Genomic DNA, 19,234 nt, shown 5'->3' with positions numbered 1-19,234 from the left:
CCCTCCAGCCGCCAGCCGTGTAGAATCGCGACATTCATCGCCAGTCATCCCCCGGCGGGTTTATGAGCTCAAGCTGAAGCGCGCGGCGATCCCGCAAAGTTATCGGCAACTTCCGGACACACGGCCATTTCTGAGTGTTCCAGACGTCAATAGAAGCTCACTTCCCTTTTGATACCTGATTAGCCGCCCGGAGTGCTTCATGCCTGATTACCGCTCGAAAACATCCACCCACGGCCGCAACATGGCCGGTGCCCGCGCACTGTGGCGCGCCACGGGGATGAAAGATGACGACTTCAAAAAGCCGATCATCGCCATTGCCAACTCGTTCACCCAGTTCGTACCGGGCCACGTCCACCTCAAGGACCTGGGCCAACTGGTCGCCCGCGAAATCGAACGCGCCGGCGGTGTAGCGAAAGAATTCAACACCATCGCCGTGGATGACGGCATCGCCATGGGCCACGACGGCATGCTGTATTCGCTGCCGAGCCGCGAGATCATCGCCGACTCCGTCGAGTACATGGTCAACGCCCACTGCGCCGACGCCATCGTCTGCATCTCGAACTGCGACAAGATCACCCCAGGCATGTTGATGGCCGCCCTGCGCCTGAACATCCCGGTGATCTTCGTCTCCGGCGGCCCGATGGAAGCCGGCAAGACCAAACTGGCCAGCCACGGTCTCGACCTCGTCGACGCCATGGTGATCGCCGCCGACTCCAGCGCTTCTGACGAGAAGGTTGCCGAGTACGAGCGCAGTGCCTGCCCGACTTGCGGTTCGTGCTCCGGCATGTTCACCGCCAACTCGATGAACTGCCTGGTTGAAGCGTTGGGCCTGGCCTTGCCGGGCAACGGTTCGACCCTCGCCACCCACAGCGACCGCGAGCAGCTGTTCCTGCAGGCCGGGCGCACCATCGTCGAGCTGTGCAAGCGTTACTACGGCGAGAACGACGAGTCGGTATTGCCGCGCAACATCGCCAACTTCAAGGCGTTCGAAAACGCCATGACCCTGGACATCGCCATGGGCGGTTCCACCAACACCATCCTGCACTTGCTGGCCGCCGCCCAGGAAGCCGAGATCGATTTCGACCTGCGCGACATCGACCGTCTTTCCCGTCACGTGCCGCAACTGTGCAAAGTCGCGCCGAACATCCAGAAGTACCACATGGAAGACGTGCACCGCGCCGGCGGGATCTTCAGCATCCTCGGTTCGCTGGCCCGTGGCGGCTTGCTGCACACTGACCTGCCGACCGTGCACAGCAAGACCCTGGCCGAAGGCATCGCCAAGTGGGACATCACCCAGACCGACGACGAAGCCGTGCATCACTTCTTCAAGGCCGGCCCGGCGGGCATCCCAACGCAAACCGCATTCAGCCAGTCGACCCGTTGGGAAACCCTGGACGACGACCGTGAAAACGGCTGCATCCGCAGTGTCGAACACGCCTACTCGAAAGAAGGCGGCCTGGCCGTTCTCTACGGCAACATCGCGCTGGACGGCTGCGTAGTGAAAACCGCGGGCGTCGACGAGTCGATCCACGTGTTCGAAGGCAACGCAAAAATCTTCGAAAGCCAGGACAGCGCCGTACGCGGCATCCTCGCGGACGAAGTGAAGGCCGGCGACATCGTGATCATCCGTTACGAAGGCCCGAAAGGCGGCCCGGGCATGCAGGAAATGCTGTACCCGACGTCGTACCTGAAATCCAAAGGCCTGGGCAAAGCCTGCGCCCTGCTCACCGACGGCCGTTTCTCCGGCGGCACTTCGGGCCTGTCCATCGGCCACGCTTCGCCGGAAGCCGCTGCCGGTGGCGCGATTGGTCTGGTGCAGGACGGCGACAAAGTGCTGATCGACATTCCGAACCGCTCGATCAACCTGTTGGTCAGCGATGAAGAATTGGCCGGCCGCCGTGCCGAGCAGGATCAGAAAGGCTGGAAGCCGGTGGAGAAACGTCCACGTAAAGTGACCACCGCACTGAAAGCCTACGCCCTGCTGGCGACCAGCGCCGACAAGGGTGCCGTGCGTAACAAGGCGATGCTTGACGGGCTGTAAGCGTCAGTCGCAGAAATAAAAATGCCCCGCCAAGTGCGGGGCATTTTTTTGCCGGTCGTTTGATCTGCGTTATACGCAAATCCCTGTAGGAGCCGGCTTGCCGGCGAAGGCGGTGTGTCAGTCAGCAAATTCTTCGTCTGAAAGTCCGCTATCGCCGGCAAGCCGGCTCCTACAGTTGATCGGTGTTGCGGTTACTGAATTTCTGCTGGTGTGACGATCACCCAGTTCTTGTCCGCCGTCACCGGCAACCCTTCCTTGGCTTGGGCCGCAGCGTGCTTGGCCATCATGCCGTTAATCTGGGTCATGTATTTGTCCTTGCGGTTGACCCACAAGTGGATGCCGCCCTTGGCCACGTCAACATCGTGGAACAGCATGTAACCGTCGCTGCTCGGGGTGTCGCCGCCGACCAGTACCGGTTTTTTCCATTCATCGATGTAGGTCAGGATCGCCGCGTGTTTACCGGCCATCCAGGTCGCCGGGGTCCACAGGTACGGGGTCAGTTCCAGGCCGAGGTTGGCCTTCTCGTCATACTTGCCAGCGGTGATCTGCTTGCGGGCCGTGGTCAACTCGCCGGACTTTTGATCCTTGAGCAGCAGGCTCACGCCGATCACGTTTTGCGGTTTGACGTTGTAGCCGTACTTCGGATCGGAGGCGACCATGCGCACCAGCTCTTCAGAAGCAGCGGTCATCACGTAGACCTCGATGCCGTTCTCCATCAGCTTGTTGTACAGCTCGGTTTGACCGGTGAAGACTTTCGGCGGGTTGACGTCGAGCTTCTTGACCACGTCGCCTTCGTAATAGGTAGCCGGCACCGGCTTGCCGGACGCCATCAACTCGTCGACATAACCTTTGAGCTCTTGCAGGGTGAAACCGGAGAACACCTGGGCGACCCATGGGTAGCAAACCATGTCGTCGAGTTCGCAGAGGCGGTAGTAGTAGCTGAACAGGCTTTCCTTATGGTCGGCGGTGTCCTTGAACGGAATCAGTTTCAGGGAGGGATCGAGTTTCTCGCGGGTGATCAGGCCCTTGTTTTCCATGAACGGCAGCAGCGATTCTTCGAGGTCGTAGCGGTAACTGGTGTTGTCCATGTCGAACACCGCGTAGTTACCTTTGTTGGCGTTGGCCGCGATCATCGCATCCAGTGCCTTGGCCTGATCGGCTGGCCAGTGTTTCAAATCCGTAGCGAAGGCCTGGCCGGCGAGGCCAATGCACAGTGCAGCGAGCAGAAATTTCGGTGCGAACTTCATCGATAGATCTCCCTGAATTAAAGACATCGACGCTAACAAATAAGTGTGACAGTCCCCGTCTGTCAGCGACGGCCAACGCACCTATCGCGCCAGCTGCATTCCTGTAAGCGACACCCGCTTATTCCAAAAACGACAGTCATCAGACTTTTTTGATATTAATTCATTGAAAATCAAGCTGTTAGGCTTGCCGGTTCGCAGCTGCCCCGGAAGGCAGTTGGCACATGTCTAATGGGAGTTCCAATGAATCTGCCGCTGATTCTCAATCTGCTGGTGTTCCTCGCCCTGCTCGTCGCACTGGCGCAAACCCGTCACACGACGTGGAGCCTGGCGAAAAAAGTCCTGCTCGCCCTGGTGTTGGGCGTGGTGTTCGGTGTCGCCTTGCACACCGTTTACGGTGCCGGCAACCCGGTGCTGAAAGCCTCGATCGGCTGGTTCGATCTGGTGGGCAACGGTTACGTGCAGTTGCTGCAAATGATCGTGATCCCGCTGGTGTTCGCCTCGATCCTCAGCGCCGTGGCCCGTCTGCACAACGCTTCATCGCTGGGCAAAATCAGTTTCCTGACCATCGGCACGCTGCTGTTCACCACCGCCATTGCGGCGCTGATCGGTATCGGTTTGACCAACCTGTTCGGCCTGACCGCTGAAGGCCTGGTCGCCGGCACACAGGAAATGGCCCGCTTGCAAACCATTCAGACCGACTACGCAGGCAAGGTCGCGGACCTGAATGTGCCGCAGCTGCTGCTGTCGTTCATCCCGCAAAACCCGTTCGCTGATCTGGCGCGCGCCAAGCCGACATCGATCATCAGCGTGGTGATTTTCGCCGCGTTCCTCGGGGTCGCCGCGCTGCAACTGCTGAAGGATGACGTCGAAAAAGGTCAGAAAGTAATCAACGCCATCGACACCCTGCAAGCCTGGGTGATGCGTCTGGTGCGTCTGGTGATGAAGCTGACTCCGTACGGCGTACTGGCGCTGATGACCAAAGTGGTCGCCGGTTCCAACCTGCAAGACATCATCAAGCTCGGCAGTTTTGTCGTGGTGTCCTACATCGGCCTGGGCCTGATGTTTGTAGTCCATGGTGTGCTGGTGTCGGTGGCCGGGATCAACCCGCTGCGGTTCTTCCGCAAGATCTGGCCGGTGCTGACGTTTGCTTTCACCAGCCGCTCCAGCGCGGCGACGATTCCGCTGAGCATCGAAGCGCAGACCAGCCGTCTGGGCATTCCGCAATCCATCGCCAGTTTCGCCGCTTCGTTCGGCGCGACCATTGGCCAAAACGGCTGTGCGGGTTTGTATCCGGCGATGTTGGCAGTGATGGTGGCGCCGACCGTAGGCATCAACCCGCTGGACCCGTTGTGGATCGCGACGCTGGTGGCGATTGTGACCTTGAGTTCGGCCGGTGTGGCCGGCGTGGGCGGTGGTGCGACGTTCGCGGCGCTGATCGTGCTGCCGGCGATGGGCTTGCCGGTTTCACTGGTGGCGTTGCTGATTTCGGTTGAGCCGCTGATTGATATGGGGCGTACGGCGTTGAACGTGAGTGGTTCGATCACGGCCGGGGCGATTACCAGCCAGATCATGCAGCAGACGGATAAAGATTTGCTGGATGCGGATGAGCATGCGGAGTTGGCTCACGCATAAGTTCTTTAGCGCCTGATCTGGCCTCATCGCCAGCAGGCTGGCTCCCACAGGGATTTTGGGTGTTCACACAATCTGTGTTTCACCTCAAACCCACTGTGGGAGCCAGCCTGCTGGCGATGCTTTTAGACTTTTTCCCAGACTTCGAAGCTGTACGCTGGCTTATCCCCTTCCACCGGATTCGGCACATTCGACACCAGCTTCCACTGCTTCAAATCAAACTCCGGAAACCACGCATCCCCTTCCGGGCTCAACGCCACGCGCGTCAAATACAACCGATCAGCCTGCGCCAACCCCTGCGCATACAACTGCGCGCCACCAATCAACATCAACTCATCGACGCCCTGCTCTTTCGCCCATTCTTCCGCGCGAACCACGGCAGCCTCCAGCGACGGATAAACCTCCGCGCCTTCCAGCACCAGATCCGCCTGACGGCTGACCACGATGTTCAACCGGCCCGGCAGCGGGCGACCGAGGGAATCCCAGGTCTTGCGACCCATGATGATCGGCTTGCCCAAGGTGGTGGCCTTGAAGTATTTGAAGTCCCCCGGCAAGTGCCAGGGCATGCTGTTGTCGACGCCGATCACGCGGTTTTCACCGAGGGCTGCGATCAGGCTGAGGGGGAGTGATTTAGTCATGCCGGCGAGGATACCAGAGGCTCGGCTTCTCGCAACGTAGCCCCCCGACAAGCGCCACAGCGGTTATGCTCACAACTCAATTGAGCGACGGGATGCCGCGTGACTGAACTGAATACCCTCTGGCTGACGGAAACCATTCGCCTGCGCGAAGAACACGCCGGCCCTCTGGATGATCTGGAAGCCAACCGACTGGCTCGCACGGCGGGCGGCGATCTGCCGACACGGATTTCGCGCCGCGCCTTATGGCTGGCCGAGCGTGATGGGCTGACCGAAGCCCTCAGGCATTGGCTGCAAGGTGCGCGACTGGCGCTGTTGGTGTTGGCCGTGCTGGCCGTGGTCAGCGGCGCCGGCCTGGCGTTTGCCGCGCTGGGCGACGGGCAAACGCCGGTCAATGTGTTTTGGGCCTTGGGCAGCTTGCTCGGGCTGAACCTGATTCTGCTGCTGAGCTGGGCGCTGGGCCTGGTGTTTGCCGGTGAGCACGGCGCGACGCTGGGACGCTTGTGGTTGTGGCTCAGCGAAAAACTCGCCCGCGACGCCAAAGCCGCGCAACTGGCGCCCGCCCTGCTGTTGCTGCTGCAACGACAGAAACTCAATCGCTGGGCACTCGGTGTGCTGGTCAATGGCTTGTGGTTGCTGGTGATGCTCAGTGCGTTGGTGATTGTGCTGATGCTGATGGCGACCCGGCGCTATGGCTTCGTCTGGGAAACCACCATCCTTGGCGGCGACACGTTCGTCGTCATGACCCAGGCTCTGGGCGCCCTGCCGGCTCTGTTGGGTTTCAGTGTGCCCACCGTGGAAATGATCCGCGCCAGTGGCGATGCCGCACTGAACATTGAAAGCGCTCGTCAGGCCTGGGCCGCGTGGCTGGTGGGCGTGTTGCTGGTCTACGGGGTTTTGCCGAGGTTGTTGTTGGCGCTGTTGTGCCTGTGGCGCTGGAAAAGTGGTCGCGCCAGGTTGCGCCTGGACCTGAACCTGCCCGGTTACGCGCAACTGCGCGAACGCCTGATGCCGACCAGCGAACGCCTGGGCATCAGCGATGCGGCACCTGCGCAACTTCATCACGTGGAAAGCGGCGTCAGCGAACTGCAAAGCGACGGCGCGTTGCTGGTGGCCATCGAGCTGGACGATCAACGGCCATGGCCACCACCGCTGCCGAAAACCGTGAACGACGCGGGCATCCTCGACAGTCGCGAATCGCGCCACAAACTCTTGGAACAACTCAGCCGTTTCCCCCCGGCCCGCCTGCTCATCGCCTGCGATCCGCGGCGTTCGCCGGACCGCGGCAGCCTCGCGCTGATCGCCGAACTGGCCCGCAACGCCAGCGCCACCCGCGTCTGGTTGCTGCAAGCGCCGCCCGGCGAAGCGCTGGATGCCGAACGCCTCGGCGACTGGCACGTGGCGCTGCAACAGTTGGAGCTGCCCTTCGCCGATTGCGCGCCGCTGAACTGGCTGGAGACCGGTCATGACTAATCCGTGGAAAGCGCCGTTGAAGCTCGCCGTGGTCGGCCACACCAACGTCGGCAAAACCTCGTTGCTGCGCACGCTGACCCGTGATGTCGGTTTCGGCGAAGTCTCCCATCGCCCGAGCACCACGCGGCACGTCGAAGGCGCGCGGCTGTCGGTGGACGGCGAGCCCTTGCTCGACCTGTTCGACACGCCGGGCCTGGAAGACGCCATCGCCCTGCTCGACTACCTCGAACGCCTGGAGCGTCCCGGTGAACGCCTCGACGGTCCGGCGCGACTGACGCGTTTTCTTGAAGGCAGTGAAGCGCGGCAGCGGTTCGAACAGGAAGCCAAGGTGCTGCGGCAACTGCTCACCTGCGACGCCGGCCTCTATGTGATCGACGCCCGCGAACCGGTGCTGGCCAAGTACCGCGACGAACTGGAAGTGCTGGCCAGCTGCGGCAAACCGCTGCTGCCGGTGCTGAACTTCGTCAGCAGCGCCAACCACCGCGAACCGGATTGGCGTGAAGCGTTGGCGCGTCTGGGCTTGCATGCCCTGGTGCGTTTCGACAGCGTGGCACCGCCGGAGGATGGCGAGCGGCGGCTTTATGAAAGCCTCGCGCTGTTGCTGGAAAATTCTCGCGAGCAACTGGAACGCTTGATCGCCGATCAACAGGCCCAGCGCCTGGCCCGGCAACAAAGCGCGGCGCGGTTGATTGCCGAATTGTTGATCGATTGTGCGGCGTGTCGGCGCAGCGTGGTCAGCGATGCCGAGCAGGAACAACAGGCGATCAGCGAACTGCGCAAAGCCGTTCGCCAACGGGAACAGCGCTGTGTCGAGGCGCTGCTCAAGCTCTACGCCTTCCGCCCGCAAGACGCGGCGGCCAGTGATCTGCCGTTGCTTGACGGCCGTTGGGGCGATGACCTGTTCAACCCGGAAACCCTCAAGCAACTGGGCGTACGCGTCGGCGGCGGCATCGCGGCGGGTGCGGCCGCCGGGGCCGGGGTGGATTTGCTGGTCGGCGGCTTGACCCTCGGCGCAGCGGCGCTGGCCGGCGCGATTGCCGGCGGCGCCCTGCAAACCGCGCGCAGTTACGGCAGCCGGTTGCTGGGCAAGATCAAAGGTCAGCGTGAATTGACGGTCGATGACAGCGTGTTGCGGTTGTTGGCATTACGGCAGCGGCAGTTGCTGCAAGCGCTGAATGCGCGTGGACATGCGGCGATGGACAGCATCCAGGTCGCCACGCCACAGGACAAGAGCTGGCGCGAAGGCAAACTGCCCGAAGCCTTGAACAAGGCTCGGGCACATCCGCAGTGGTCGTCGCTGAATCCGCACGCGAAGTTGAATCAGGCGGAACGGCAGGAGCAGATCGAGGTGTTGGCGCAGCAGCTCTGAATTTGCGGCGTCGGCTCTGACCCCATCGCGAGCAGGCTCACTCCTACATTGGAGTGCGTTCCCTGTAGGAGTGAGCCTGCTCGCGATGATAGCGACTCGGTTTCGGGGCTTTACGCGGTCAACAGCCGCAACGCCTTGCCCTTCAAGATACCCAGATCAATCACCGGCACCCACATTTCCTTGGCCAACTCATCCCACTGCCGCATGCGCAAACTCACCGCGCACAACGGATCCTGTTCGAAAGCCTCAGCCTCAGCCTCGGTCATCACCCCGCCCTGATACTCCAGGGTCCGACGGCTCGCTTCACTCAGTCGCTCGTAGTACCCAGGCGTTTTGAGTGTCAGATAACGCTTGGCCTGAACGTGGTATTCCACCAGCCGCGCCATACGTTCGCTGAAACCTGCGCGACGCAGGTAATCGGCGCCCAGTCGCTCGTGGCTGACCACGCCGAAGCCGCCCATGTTCTCGGCACTCTCGGCGCAGATGTGCCCGATGTCGTGGAAGAACGCCGCCAGCACCACTTCATCATCGAAGCCTTCCGCCATGGCCAGTTGTGCGGCTTGGGACATGTGCTCGATCTGCGACACCGGTTCGCCGATGTAATCGCTGTCGCCGAAGCGCTCATACAGCCCAAACACCTCGTCGATCACTTGCGCCTTGCGGTCCATCAACGCTCACCCAATAACGTCGCGACATTACGTTCTGCCATCGCCGGCCCGACACTCATGCCGACGCCGGTGTGCATCAGTGCCACGCTCACGCCCGGCATCGGCCGCAGGAACGAAAACGGCCCTGGCCCTCGGGAACCATAGACCCCCTGCCAGCGTTCGACCACTTGCACTTTGCAGCCCAGCGTCTGCTCGGCCAGTTCGATCATCCAGTCATCCACCTGCTCGGCATTGAACGGTGACGGATCACTGCCGTAGTGGTGGGAATCGCCGATGATCAGCTCGCCGTGAGGTGTCGGGCTGATCAGCAGGTGAATGCCGTTTTCATGCAAGTGCGGTTGCTCGCGCAGGATTTGCGCCTGCACTGCCGCTGCTTCCGGCAGATCGGCAAAGGCGCCGTAATGCACGCAACTCAAACCGGTGAGCAGCGCGTGTTGCAGGTTGAGGTTGATCTGCGGGCGGGCGCGGAGCATTTGCAGGCGGCAGATTTGCGGGTTGAGCGCGGCAATCGGCTCGGCCAGCAAGGTCTGATAATCGTGACCGGAACAGACGATGATGTGCTCGGCGTTGAAGGTGCCGGCGGTGCTGTGCAGGCGGCCCGGTTCGATGTCGCGCACGAGGGTGGAGAAGTGAAACTCGACGTTCATTTCGCGGCGCAGGTAATCGATCAACGCCGGGATCGCTTCGCGGGAATACAGTTGCTGATCGTCCATCCCGTGCAGCGCAGCGCGGTGATGGCGGAACTGGCCGCCGTACAGGTCGCGCAATGCGGCACCGCGCAGCAGCTCGACGCGGTAATCGTGTTCCACGGCGCGGCCGGCGCAAAATACTTCCAGCAGGTGTTCTTCGGCTTCGGTGCGGGCAAACAGGTATGAGCCGTTGCGCTTGAGTTGCAGGCCGGCCAGTTGCGCCCACTGGCCCCAGATCTCGCGGCTGGCTTTGGCCAGTTCAAGCATCGGGCCTGGCGGTTGGCCGGTGACGAGGGCCTGGCCAAAGTTGCGCACCGAGGCGCCCAAGGGCGTTTCGCTGCGTTCGAAAACCGTGACTTTCAGGCCGCGCCTGGCGGCGGCGTAGGCGTGGGACAGACCGAGGATGCCGGCGCCTACGATCAGCATGTCGTTGGGGTGTGTCATGGAGTTTTGTCCAAAGTTCGAAGCCGCCTTCGCGGGCAAGCCTCGCTCCTACAGGGGTACGCATTTCTCTGTAGGAGCGAGGCTTGCCCGCGAAGGGGCCCGTCAGCCGATGAAGATCTTACTTGGCAGCCACTTTCTCGGACTTGCCGTCATAGCGCTTGCGCCACTCGGTCAGGATTTCGTCGCGATTCTTCGACGCCCAGGCGAAGTCGTTCTTGATCAGGCGCTGCTCGTAATCCGCTGGCAATTCAGTCTGCGGCTTGGCGATACCCGGCTGAGCGAGGACGGCGAAGTTCTCTTTGTACAGCTCCATCGCCGCAGGGCTGGCCGAGAAGTCAGCCAGTTTTTTCGCCGCGTCTTCATGCGGTGTGCCCTTGATCACCGCCGTCGCTTCGATCTCCCAACCCAGGCCTTCTTTCGGCAGGATGATGTCCAGCGGTGCGCCCTGGCGCTTCAACTGAACAGCCGGGTATTCAAAGGAAATACCAATCGGGAATTCACCCGCCGCTGCCAGTTTGCAAGGCTTGGAACCGGAGTGAACGTACTGGCCGATGTTCTGGTGCAGGTCGTCCATGTACTGCCAGCCCTGCTTCTCGCCGAAGGTTTGCAGCCAGGCGCTGACGTCGAGGAAACCGGTGCCGGACGAGGCCGGGTTCGGCATCACGATTTTGCCTTTGTACTCAGGCTTGGTCAGGTCCTGCCAGCTCACAGGCTTGGTCAAACCCTGCTTCTCCGCTTCGACGGTGTTGAAGCAAATGGTCGCGGCCCACACGTCCATGCCAACCCAGGCTGGCGGGTTGGCGGCGTCGCGGTAGTTGCCGCCGATCTTGCCGAGGTCCTTCGGCGCGTAGCTTTGCAGCATGCCTTGCTGATCGAGAATCGCCAGGCTCGACGCGGCCAGGCCCCAGACGGCATCAGCCTGCGGGCGGGCTTTTTCGGCCAACAGTTTGGCGGTGATGATGCCGGTGGAATCGCGCACCCACTTGATCTCGACGTCCGGGTTGGCTTTTTCGAAGGCTTCTTTGTAGGTCTTCAGTTGTTCGGCTTCGAGGGCGGTGTACACCGTCAACTCGGTTTTCGCCGCGAAGGCGTTCAGGCTGAAAGCGGTGAGGACAGCAGCGGCCAGGGCCAGGGGCTTGAACATGATCTTTTCCTGTTTTGAGTTGAGGTTGCGGGAGTGGAAATCAGTGACCGGGCGCGGTCTGCCGCCAGGCTTGGGAGCGGCGCAGCAAACCGCGCGAGGCCCAGGCCAGCAGCAGGGACACGCCCGCCGAGGTGATCAGAATCAGGGTCGACATCGCCGCCGCGCCGCCGACGTTGCCGGCGTCGTCCATGTTCAGTACCGCCACCGCCGCGAGGATGGTGTCGGGGCTGTAGAGGAAGATCGCCGCCGAGACGGTGGTCATGGCCGAGACGAACAGGTAGCGCACGATGTCCAGCAGCGCCGGCAGGCAGATCGGCACGGTGACCCGCAGGTAATGCCGGTACAGCGGCGCCTTGAGCGACAGCGCCGCAGCTTCGAACTCGGCGTCGAGTTGGCGCAGCGCCGTGGTCGCGGTCATTTGCGCGGTGGTCAGATAGTGAGCAATGGTGCAGACCACCAGCAGGGTCATGGTCCCGTAGAGCACATGCAGCGGGTTGTCGCTGAGGTTGAAGAAGAAGACATAACCCAGGCCCAGCACCAGACCCGGCACCGCCATCGGTACGAAACTGAGCATGCGCAATGTCAGATTCAGTCCGCGCTGGCCCTTGGTTTTTTCCATCAGGTAGGCGCCGGTGAAGATCAGCACGCTGCCGATCAACGCCGTGCACAGGGCCATCTTCACGCTGTTGCCGTAGGCCAGCCAACCACCGCCCGCCGTGTCATTGAACTGGTAATGGTTGAGCGACAGAGACAGGTTGTACGGCCAGAATTTCACCAGCGACGAGAACACCGCCATGCCGAACACCAGCAGCAACACCGCGCAGATCAGCAGCACGATGGCCAGGTAGCAGCCGTCGCGCAGTTTCGACGGTGCTGGTTGAAAGACCTGCGCCCGACCGCTCATTGAATCGCTGTGACGCCGACGCAACCACGCATCGACCCCGAAACTGAACAGCGCCGGCAGCAGCAGGACCATGCCGATCAATGCACCGCGACCGAACTGTTGCTGACCGACCACGGCTTTGTAGGCTTCCAGCGCCAGCACCTGATAGTCGCCACCGACCACCACGGGCACGCCGAAGTCAGTGATGGTCAGGGTGAAAACGAGGCAGAACGCGGCGAACACCGCCTGACGCGTTGCCGGCCAGGTGATGCTGCGGAAGGCTTTCGCCGGACTGGCGCCCATGCTGGAGGCGGCATCGAACAGTCGCGCATCCGCCAGGGACAGCGCCGACAGCAGAATCATCAAGGCGTGTGGGAAGGTGTAGATGACCTCGCCCAGAACAATGCCCCAGAAGCCGTAGATATTGTCCGAGAGCAAACCGCGCAACATGCCTTGGTTACCGAACAGATAAACCAGCGCAATGCCTGGCAGCATCGACGGCGCCATCAATGGCAGCAGTGACATCCCACGCCAGATACCTTTGCCCGGAATCAGGGTGCGTTGCAGCGCGTAGGCAAAGAGGTAGGCCAGCGGTACGACAATCGCCGCGACGCTGAGGGACACTTTCAGGCTATTGCCGAGCAACCAGTGGAAATTCGCACTGGTGACCAATTCACGGGCAGCCACCAGACCACCGCCCTGCCCGGCCTCCGAACTGAAGCCACGCCAGAAGATCGCCAGCAACGGCATCAACACCGCGACGCAGAGCAACACCAATAAAAGAACTTTGCCGCCGACCACGAACACCCGGTCGCCGATCTCGGCACGGGAGGTCTGCCGAACCTGCTTGTGCGGTATCGGCAGCGCGATGTTCGCGCTCATCAGGCAAACACCTGCAGGCTGCGCGGCGGCAAGGCGACCATGATCTGCTGCGCGCCGAGGCGCGGCATGGCTTCCGGTGCCAGTTCCGCCAGCAATGCGTGGCCCGGCAGTTGATCGAGCTCGAAGCTCATGCGGCAGCGGTTGCCGAGAAAGGTGATTTCACGAACCTTGGCCGGGAACAGGTTTTCTTCATGCACCAGCGGGTTGACGTTGATCGCCTCGGGCCGGCAGAACAACCGGCCCGACGCGGTTTTCGCGCTGCCATCCACCAGGCGCATGTTCATCCCGCCGACCTGGGCGTGACTGTCGCTGCTGCGCTGGAACGGCAGCCAGTTGCCCTGACCGACAAACTCCGCGACGAACGGTGTGGCCGGGCGGTCGTAGATTTCCTGCGGCGTGGCGTACTGCTCGACCTTGCCGTTGTTCATGACGGCGATGCGGTCGGCCATCAGCATGGCCTCGTCCTGATTGTGGGTGACCATCAGCGTGGTGATGCCGAGGCTGCGCTGCAGTTGGCGCAATTCGGTGCACAGGTGCTCGCGGACCCGGGCATCGAGGGCGGACATTGGCTCGTCCAGCAACAACAACGAAGGCGCCGGCGCCAGGGCGCGGGCCAGTGCGACACGTTGCTGCTGACCGCCGGACAATTGACCGGGGTACTTTTTCTCACTGCCGGTCAGGCCGACCAGTTCCAGCATCTGACCGACGCGCTTGCGCACTTCATCGCGACCGCTGCCGGCGAGGCCGTAGGCAATGTTCGCTTCGACGGTGAGATTGGGGAACAGGGCATAGGACTGGAACAGAATGCCGTAGTCCCGCGCCTGAGGTGCCAGGTGCGAGACGTCGCGATCACCGAGGTACAACTCGCCGCTGTCCTGTTTCTCCAGACCGGCGATGCAACGCAGCAAGGTGGTCTTGCCACAGCCCGACGGCCCCAGCAGACACACCAGTTCACCGGCCGCCACGTCGAGGGAAACGTTATCCAGCGCAGTGAAAGCGCCGAAGCGTTTCTGCACGCCGCGCACCTTCATCGGGGCGCCGGGGTTGGTCAGGGCAGTTGCGATCGAGTGGTTCATGGACGGGCCTCATCAAGCAGATGAAGGCCATCCTAGGGATGTAATGCGTCCGTCATGTGGCAGTGAGGCCAAAACGGCTGATAGTGGTATTCAGAGATTTTGGTTGAGTGATGGGTTGCCTGTGCGGGCCTCATCGCGAGCAGGCTCGCTCCCACAGTGGTTTTGTGTACACCAGATCAATTGTGGGAGCGAGCCTGCTCGCGATGAGGCCCGCACAGGCAATGAAGAACTCAGACCGGGGCCATTTCCTGCGCCAACCCCAGAAACGCCGCCGGCAACCGCGCGCCTTTGCGTTCCTTGAGGCAGTACAAATACTCGGGAATCTGCGGCGCATTCTCGATGGTCAGCACGCGCAGCTGCGGATCATGCGGCACTTCCTGCCGGGCAATGATGCTGATCCCGATGTTGCGCAGCACCGCTTCGCGGATCGATTCACGGCTGCCGATCTCCAGCAACGGCCCGAAACTCACCCCGGCGCTGGCTAGCAATTCTTCGGTCAGGCGCCGAGTGGTCGAGCCTGACTCGCGCATCAACAACGTGTGCCCGGCCAACGCGCTAAGCGGCACATGATCGTGCACCGCCAACGGATGATTGCGATGCACCGCCAACACCAGCGGATCGCTGCCGAGCACCCGCCGAATCAGTCGCGCATCATCGAGCAGCTGCGAGGACGCGGCGACATCCACCCGGTAATCCTCCAACGCTTCCAGCACCTGCTGAGAGTTGCCGATCTCCACCGACACTTCCACCTGTGGCAAGCGCTCGCGGAAGGTCTTCACCAGATCGAGGATGTAATACGGTGCCGTGGCGGCGATGCGCAAAGTGCCCTGGACCTGGCCGCTGTTACGCAGGAAAAATTCGATGTCGGCTTCCTGCTGCAACAGCGTCTTGACCATCGGCAGCAGCCGCGCACCTTCATCACTGACGCTGAGGCGGCGGCCGCCACGGTAGAACAGTTCAACCGAGTACTGGCTTTCCAGATTGCGGATTTGCGTGGTCACGGTGGGCTGACTCAAGCCGAGCTTTTTCGCCGCCAGGGTAATGCTGCCCAGGCGGGCCACCATGTAAAACGCCTTCAGCTCGGCACTCAGCACACCCGCTCCTCATCACTTACTTGCGCAACAGGCGCAAACCGTTGAACACCACCAACAGGCTCACGCCCATGTCAGCGAACACCGCCATCCACATGGTGGCGATCCCGGCGAAGGTTACCCCAAGAAAGATAGCCTTGATGACCAAAGCGAGGGCGATGTTCTGTTTGAGGATGCTCGACGTCTGCCGAGACAGGCGGATGAACGTGGGAATTTTGCGCAGATCGTCGTCCATCAGGGCGACATCGGCGGTTTCGATGGCGGTATCGGTGCCGGCTGCGGCCATCGCAAAACCGATCTCGGCCCGAGCCAGTGCCGGGGCATCGTTGATGCCATCACCGACCATACCGACACTATGACCCTGTGCATAAAGGGCTTCGATGGCTTGCAGTTTATCGGTCGGCAGCAGATCGCCCTTGGCTTCGTCGATGCCGACTTGTGCGGCAATCGCCTGGGCGGTGTGGACGTTGTCGCCAGTGAGCATCAGGGTTTTGATGCCCAAATCGTGCAGTTGCTGGATCGCTTCGCGGCTGGATTCCTTGACCGTATCGGCCACGGCGAACAGCGCCAGCGGGCCGGATTTGTCGAGCAGCAGCACCACCGACTTGCCCTGTTTTTCCAGCGCAAACAGCTTTTCTTCCAGGGCGGGCGAGCACAGGTTCAGCTCTTCGAGCAAACGGTGGTTGCCCAAGTGGTAGACCTGACCGTTGATTTCACCGCGCACCCCGCGACCGGCCAGGGCTTCGAAGTTATCCACAATGAGCGAGGCGAATGATTTATCCACAGCGGCGTTGGCAATGGCCAGCGACACCGGGTGGTCCGAGCGCCCGGCCAATGCCGCCGCAATTCCCGGTGCCGAGGCATCAGCGGTTGGGTCAAGCGACAGGTAATCGGTCTGCACCGGTTTGCCGTGGGTGATCGTGCCGGTCTTATCCAGCGCCAGGTAATCGAGCTTGTAACCGCCCTCCAGATAGACGCCGCCCTTGACCAGAATCCCTTTGCGCGCCGCCGCCGCGAGGCCGCTGACGATGGTCACTGGCGTCGAGATCACCAGCGCACACGGACACGCGACCACCAGCAATACCAACGCGCGATAGATCCAGTCGAACCAGACTGCGCCCATGAACAGCGGCGCAATTACCGCGACGGCCAGAGCCAGGGCGAATACGGCCGGTGTGTAGATTTTTGAAAACTGGTCAACGAAACGCTGAGTAGGTGCCCGTGCGCCTTGGGCCTGTTCGACGGCGTGGATGATCCGCGCCAGGGTCGAATTGTTGGCGGCGGCGGTGACGGAATACTCCAGAGAGCCCGCTTGATTGATGGTCCCGGCGAAAACCTTGTCGCCAAGCGTCTTCTCGACCGGCAGGCTTTCACCCGTGATCGGTGCCTGATCGATGGTCGAACTGCCGGACACCACTTCACCGTCCAGGCCAATCCGCTCACCGGGCCGCACCCGCACCCGCGCGCCCAGTTCGATGGTTTTGACGTCCTGCAAAACCCAACTGCCGTCGGCCTGCAATACCGTGGCCTGCTCCGGGGTCATCTGCATCAAACCGCTGATTGCATTGCGCGCGCGGTCCAGGGACTTGGCCTCGATCAACTCGGCCACGGTGAACAGGAACATCACCATCGCCGCTTCCGGCCACTGCCCGATCAGGATCGCGCCGGTCACCGCGATGCTCATCAACGCGTTGATGTTGAGGTTGAGGTTTTTCAGGGCGATCCAGCCCTTTTTGTAAGTGCTGAGGCCGCCGCTGAGGATCGAGACCAGCGCGATAACCGCCACGACCCAGTTGGGCGCCGCATCGGTGAAGTGGATCACTTCGGCAGCGAGCGCGGTCACGCCGGACAACGCCAGTGGCCACCACGGCTTTTTCTCCGGCGCCGGGGCGGGTGCTTCGACGCCCTGCTCCAACGGCTCGGCAACCATGCCCAGCGACTTGATCGCGTCGATGATCGGCGCGGTGCTCGGCAAGTCATGAGTGACGCCCAACACGCGGTTGATCAGGTTGAACTCCAGCTGCTGCACACCGGCGAGCTTGCCCAGTTTGTTCTGGATCAGCGTCTGCTCGGTCGGGCAGTCCATCGCGTCGATGCGGAAACTGCTCAACCGCGCGTTGGCGGTGGACGTTTCGCTGAGCTTGATCAGCGACGGCGCCGCTGCTTTGGAAGAACAGCAGGAATCCCCGTGACCGCCATGGTCATGTTTCTGTACAGGCTGCAGTTTGTGGCTGTGACCAGCCTCGTGTGTGTGATCGTGTCGGGAATCGCTCATCGGGTCGCGTCCATAAGGTGCCTGTTGCCAAGTAAAGACCCTGTAGCCACTATAGGGTCAAGCACCCTTTTGGAGATTGCCGTCATGAAGATCGGAGAACTGGCCAGGCTCACGGACTGCGCCGTGGAAACCATTCGCTACTACGAGCGCGAAAACCTGCTGCCGGAACCGGCCCGCAGCGACGGCAACTACCGCGTCTACACCCAGGCCCACGCCGAGCGCCTAACCTTCATCCGCAACTGCCGCACCCTCGACATGACGCTCGAGGAAATCCGCAGCCTGCTGGCCTTGCGCGACAGTCCGCAGGATCAATGTGAAAGCGTGAATGCGCTGATCGACGAGCACATTCATCACGTCAAGGCGCGGATCGACGGCTTGCTGGCGTTACAGGCACAACTGCTCGACCTGCGCCAACGCTGTGGCGAAGGGCCGGATATCGATCAATGCGGGATTTTGCAGCGGTTGGAAGTGAGTGGCGGGGTTGTGGCGACGGAGGTTGAGCATTCGCATGTGGGCCGCAGTCACGGCCATTAAGAACACCACTTTCCCCCTGTAGGAGCGAGCCTGCTCGCGATGGTCGTCAACGATGACGCGTGCTGTCTGAAAACACGCGTCGCATTCGAACTCATCGCGAGCAGGCTCGCTCCTACAGGGGGTCGGTGTTGAGGCTTAAACCGCCATCGGCGCGGTCATCGGCGCATGGTGCTGATAACCCTCAAGCGAAAAATCACCCGGCTCGATCAACTCCAGCCACTCCGGCTGATACATGCCCGTCTTGGCAAACTCCGGCACACGATCACTGATCACCAGTTTCGGCATCGGGAACGGCTCGCGCTTGAGCTGTTCGTTCAGCATGTCCAGATGGTTTTCGTAGACGTGCGCGTCACCGATGAAATAGGTGAACCAGCGCGGCGTATAACCGGTCAGGCGACCGATCAGGCTCAACAGCGCGGCGCCTTCGGTGAGGTTGAACGGCGTGCCCAGGCCCAGGTCGTTGGAGCGGATGTAGAGGGTCAGGGAAATTTCCTTGGTCTCGACATTCGGGTGGAACTGGTACAGCAGGTGGCACGGCGGCAGGGCCATTTCATCAAGCTGCGCAACGTTCCAGCCGTGGAACAGGATGCGGCGGCTGCCCGGGTCCTTGATGATGGTGTCGACGCACTGGCGGATCTGGTCGATCGCCTTGTACAGCACCACGTAAGCCTGACCGTCTTCTTCGCCTTCAGCGATCTGGCGGTAGCCTTGCTTCAGGGTCTGCTCGATGGCGGCCTGGTTGCTGACCGGGATCTGCTTGTACGCCGGCCATTTGCGCCATTGCACGCCGTAGATTTCGCCCAGGTCGTCTTCGCCCTGACGGAACGGGTTGGCCAGCCACTGCGCGTTTTCGTTGGCATTCTGGTCCCAGACCTTGCAGCCCAGCGCACGGAATTCGGCGGCGTTGTTCACCCCACGCAGAAAACCGCACATCTCGCCGATGGCCGATTTGAAGGCCATCTTGCGCGTGGTGATCGCCGGGAAACCTTCTTGCAGGTCGTAACGCAGCATCGCGCCCGGAAAGCTGATGGTGTTCACGCCAGTGCGGTTGGCCTGTTTGGTGCCGTTCTTGATGACGTGGGCGACCAGTTCGAGATATTGCTTCATGAGTTACCTGTGTCCTTGAACCCGGAGGCCGTCGCCCCCGGGGTTCG

The 19,234-nt window shown here is 61.7% G+C and carries 15 protein-coding genes; 5 read left to right on the top strand and 10 right to left on the bottom strand.

The window, feature by feature from the left end; translation table 11 throughout:
• Positions 1–199: 199 nt before the first annotated feature.
• Positions 200–2,041: a dihydroxy-acid dehydratase gene (gene ilvD, locus KGB24_RS16645; protein ID WP_008040782.1), complete on the top strand. Its 1,842-nt coding sequence runs from the start codon at positions 200–202 to the stop codon at positions 2,039–2,041.
• Between the two features lie 191 nt (positions 2,042–2,232).
• Here ilvD and KGB24_RS16640 read toward each other — a convergent pair whose 3' ends face one another.
• The gene (locus KGB24_RS16640; protein ID WP_008026105.1) at positions 2,233–3,288 is read right to left on the bottom strand and encodes a hypothetical protein; all 1,056 of its coding nucleotides are present in this window, start codon (positions 3,286–3,288) and stop codon (positions 2,233–2,235) included.
• A 240-nt stretch (positions 3,289–3,528) separates the two neighbouring features.
• Here KGB24_RS16640 and KGB24_RS16635 point away from each other — a divergent pair, with 240 nt between their 5' ends.
• The gene (locus KGB24_RS16635) at positions 3,529–4,920 is read left to right on the top strand and encodes an L-cystine transporter (protein WP_008026103.1); all 1,392 of its coding nucleotides are present in this window, start codon (positions 3,529–3,531) and stop codon (positions 4,918–4,920) included.
• Between the two features lie 122 nt (positions 4,921–5,042).
• On the opposite strand, the gene KGB24_RS16630 is transcribed toward KGB24_RS16635, so the two are convergent.
• Positions 5,043–5,555: a dihydrofolate reductase gene (locus tag KGB24_RS16630; protein WP_223416527.1), complete on the bottom strand. Its 513-nt coding sequence runs from the start codon at positions 5,553–5,555 to the stop codon at positions 5,043–5,045.
• A gap of 99 nt (positions 5,556–5,654) precedes the next feature.
• Here KGB24_RS16630 and KGB24_RS16625 point away from each other — a divergent pair, with 99 nt between their 5' ends.
• Both KGB24_RS16625 and KGB24_RS16620 read left to right on the top strand, forming a co-directional pair.
• Positions 5,655–7,025, top strand: coding sequence for a DUF2868 domain-containing protein (locus KGB24_RS16625; protein WP_223416526.1), 1,371 nt, complete (start codon positions 5,655–5,657; stop codon positions 7,023–7,025).
• Complete coding sequence (locus KGB24_RS16620) at positions 7,018–8,394, top strand: GTPase/DUF3482 domain-containing protein (protein ID WP_223416525.1); 1,377 nt, start codon at positions 7,018–7,020, stop codon at positions 8,392–8,394. Before KGB24_RS16625 ends, KGB24_RS16620 begins: the two co-directional genes overlap by 8 nt.
• Positions 8,395–8,504: 110 nt before the next feature.
• Here KGB24_RS16620 and KGB24_RS16615 read toward each other — a convergent pair whose 3' ends face one another.
• The 7 genes from KGB24_RS16615 to KGB24_RS16585 all read right to left on the bottom strand — a co-directional run bounded on the left by KGB24_RS16615 (position 8,505) and on the right by KGB24_RS16585 (position 17,546).
• A complete protein-coding gene (locus KGB24_RS16615) occupies positions 8,505–9,062 on the bottom strand; it encodes a phosphonate degradation HD-domain oxygenase (protein WP_223416524.1) in 558 nt (185 codons plus the stop codon).
• Entirely contained in the window at positions 9,062–10,195 is a 1,134-nt protein-coding gene (locus KGB24_RS16610) for a TIGR03364 family FAD-dependent oxidoreductase (RefSeq protein ID WP_223416523.1), read from the bottom strand. Before KGB24_RS16610 ends, KGB24_RS16615 begins: the two co-directional genes overlap by 1 nt.
• Before the next feature lie 118 nt (positions 10,196–10,313).
• The gene (locus KGB24_RS16605) at positions 10,314–11,339 is read right to left on the bottom strand and encodes a putative 2-aminoethylphosphonate ABC transporter substrate-binding protein (protein ID WP_008040773.1); all 1,026 of its coding nucleotides are present in this window, start codon (positions 11,337–11,339) and stop codon (positions 10,314–10,316) included.
• 40 nt (positions 11,340–11,379) lie between these two features.
• Entirely contained in the window at positions 11,380–13,104 is a 1,725-nt protein-coding gene (locus KGB24_RS16600) for a putative 2-aminoethylphosphonate ABC transporter permease subunit (RefSeq protein WP_223416522.1), read from the bottom strand.
• Positions 13,104–14,180 carry a putative 2-aminoethylphosphonate ABC transporter ATP-binding protein gene (locus tag KGB24_RS16595; protein ID WP_223416521.1) on the bottom strand — a complete coding sequence of 359 codons (1,077 nt, stop codon included), beginning with the start codon at positions 14,178–14,180 and terminating at the stop codon, positions 13,104–13,106. Before KGB24_RS16595 ends, KGB24_RS16600 begins: the two co-directional genes overlap by 1 nt.
• 230 nt (positions 14,181–14,410) lie before the next feature.
• Positions 14,411–15,274 (bottom strand): LysR family transcriptional regulator, encoded by an 864-nt coding sequence (locus tag KGB24_RS16590; protein WP_223413734.1) that lies wholly within the window; start codon positions 15,272–15,274, stop codon positions 14,411–14,413.
• A 16-nt stretch (positions 15,275–15,290) separates the two neighbouring features.
• Entirely contained in the window at positions 15,291–17,546 is a 2,256-nt protein-coding gene (locus KGB24_RS16585; protein ID WP_223413735.1) for a heavy metal translocating P-type ATPase, read from the bottom strand.
• Positions 17,547–17,630: 84 nt separating this feature from the next.
• Here KGB24_RS16585 and cadR point away from each other — a divergent pair, with 84 nt between their 5' ends.
• Positions 17,631–18,080 (top strand): Cd(II)/Pb(II)-responsive transcriptional regulator, encoded by a 450-nt coding sequence (cadR, locus tag KGB24_RS16580; protein WP_008040770.1) that lies wholly within the window; start codon positions 17,631–17,633, stop codon positions 18,078–18,080.
• 135 nt (positions 18,081–18,215) lie between these two features.
• On the opposite strand, the gene KGB24_RS16575 is transcribed toward cadR, so the two are convergent.
• Positions 18,216–19,187 (bottom strand): thymidylate synthase, encoded by a 972-nt coding sequence (locus KGB24_RS16575; RefSeq protein WP_223413736.1) that lies wholly within the window; start codon positions 19,185–19,187, stop codon positions 18,216–18,218.
• Positions 19,188–19,234 lie beyond the last annotated feature (47 nt).

This window comes from Pseudomonas sp. BF-RE-25 (genome assembly GCF_019956105.1).
In the GTDB taxonomy this organism is placed as follows: Bacteria; Pseudomonadota; Gammaproteobacteria; order Pseudomonadales; family Pseudomonadaceae; genus Aquipseudomonas; species Aquipseudomonas migulae.
This window is presented reverse-complemented; position numbering and strand designations above follow the sequence as displayed.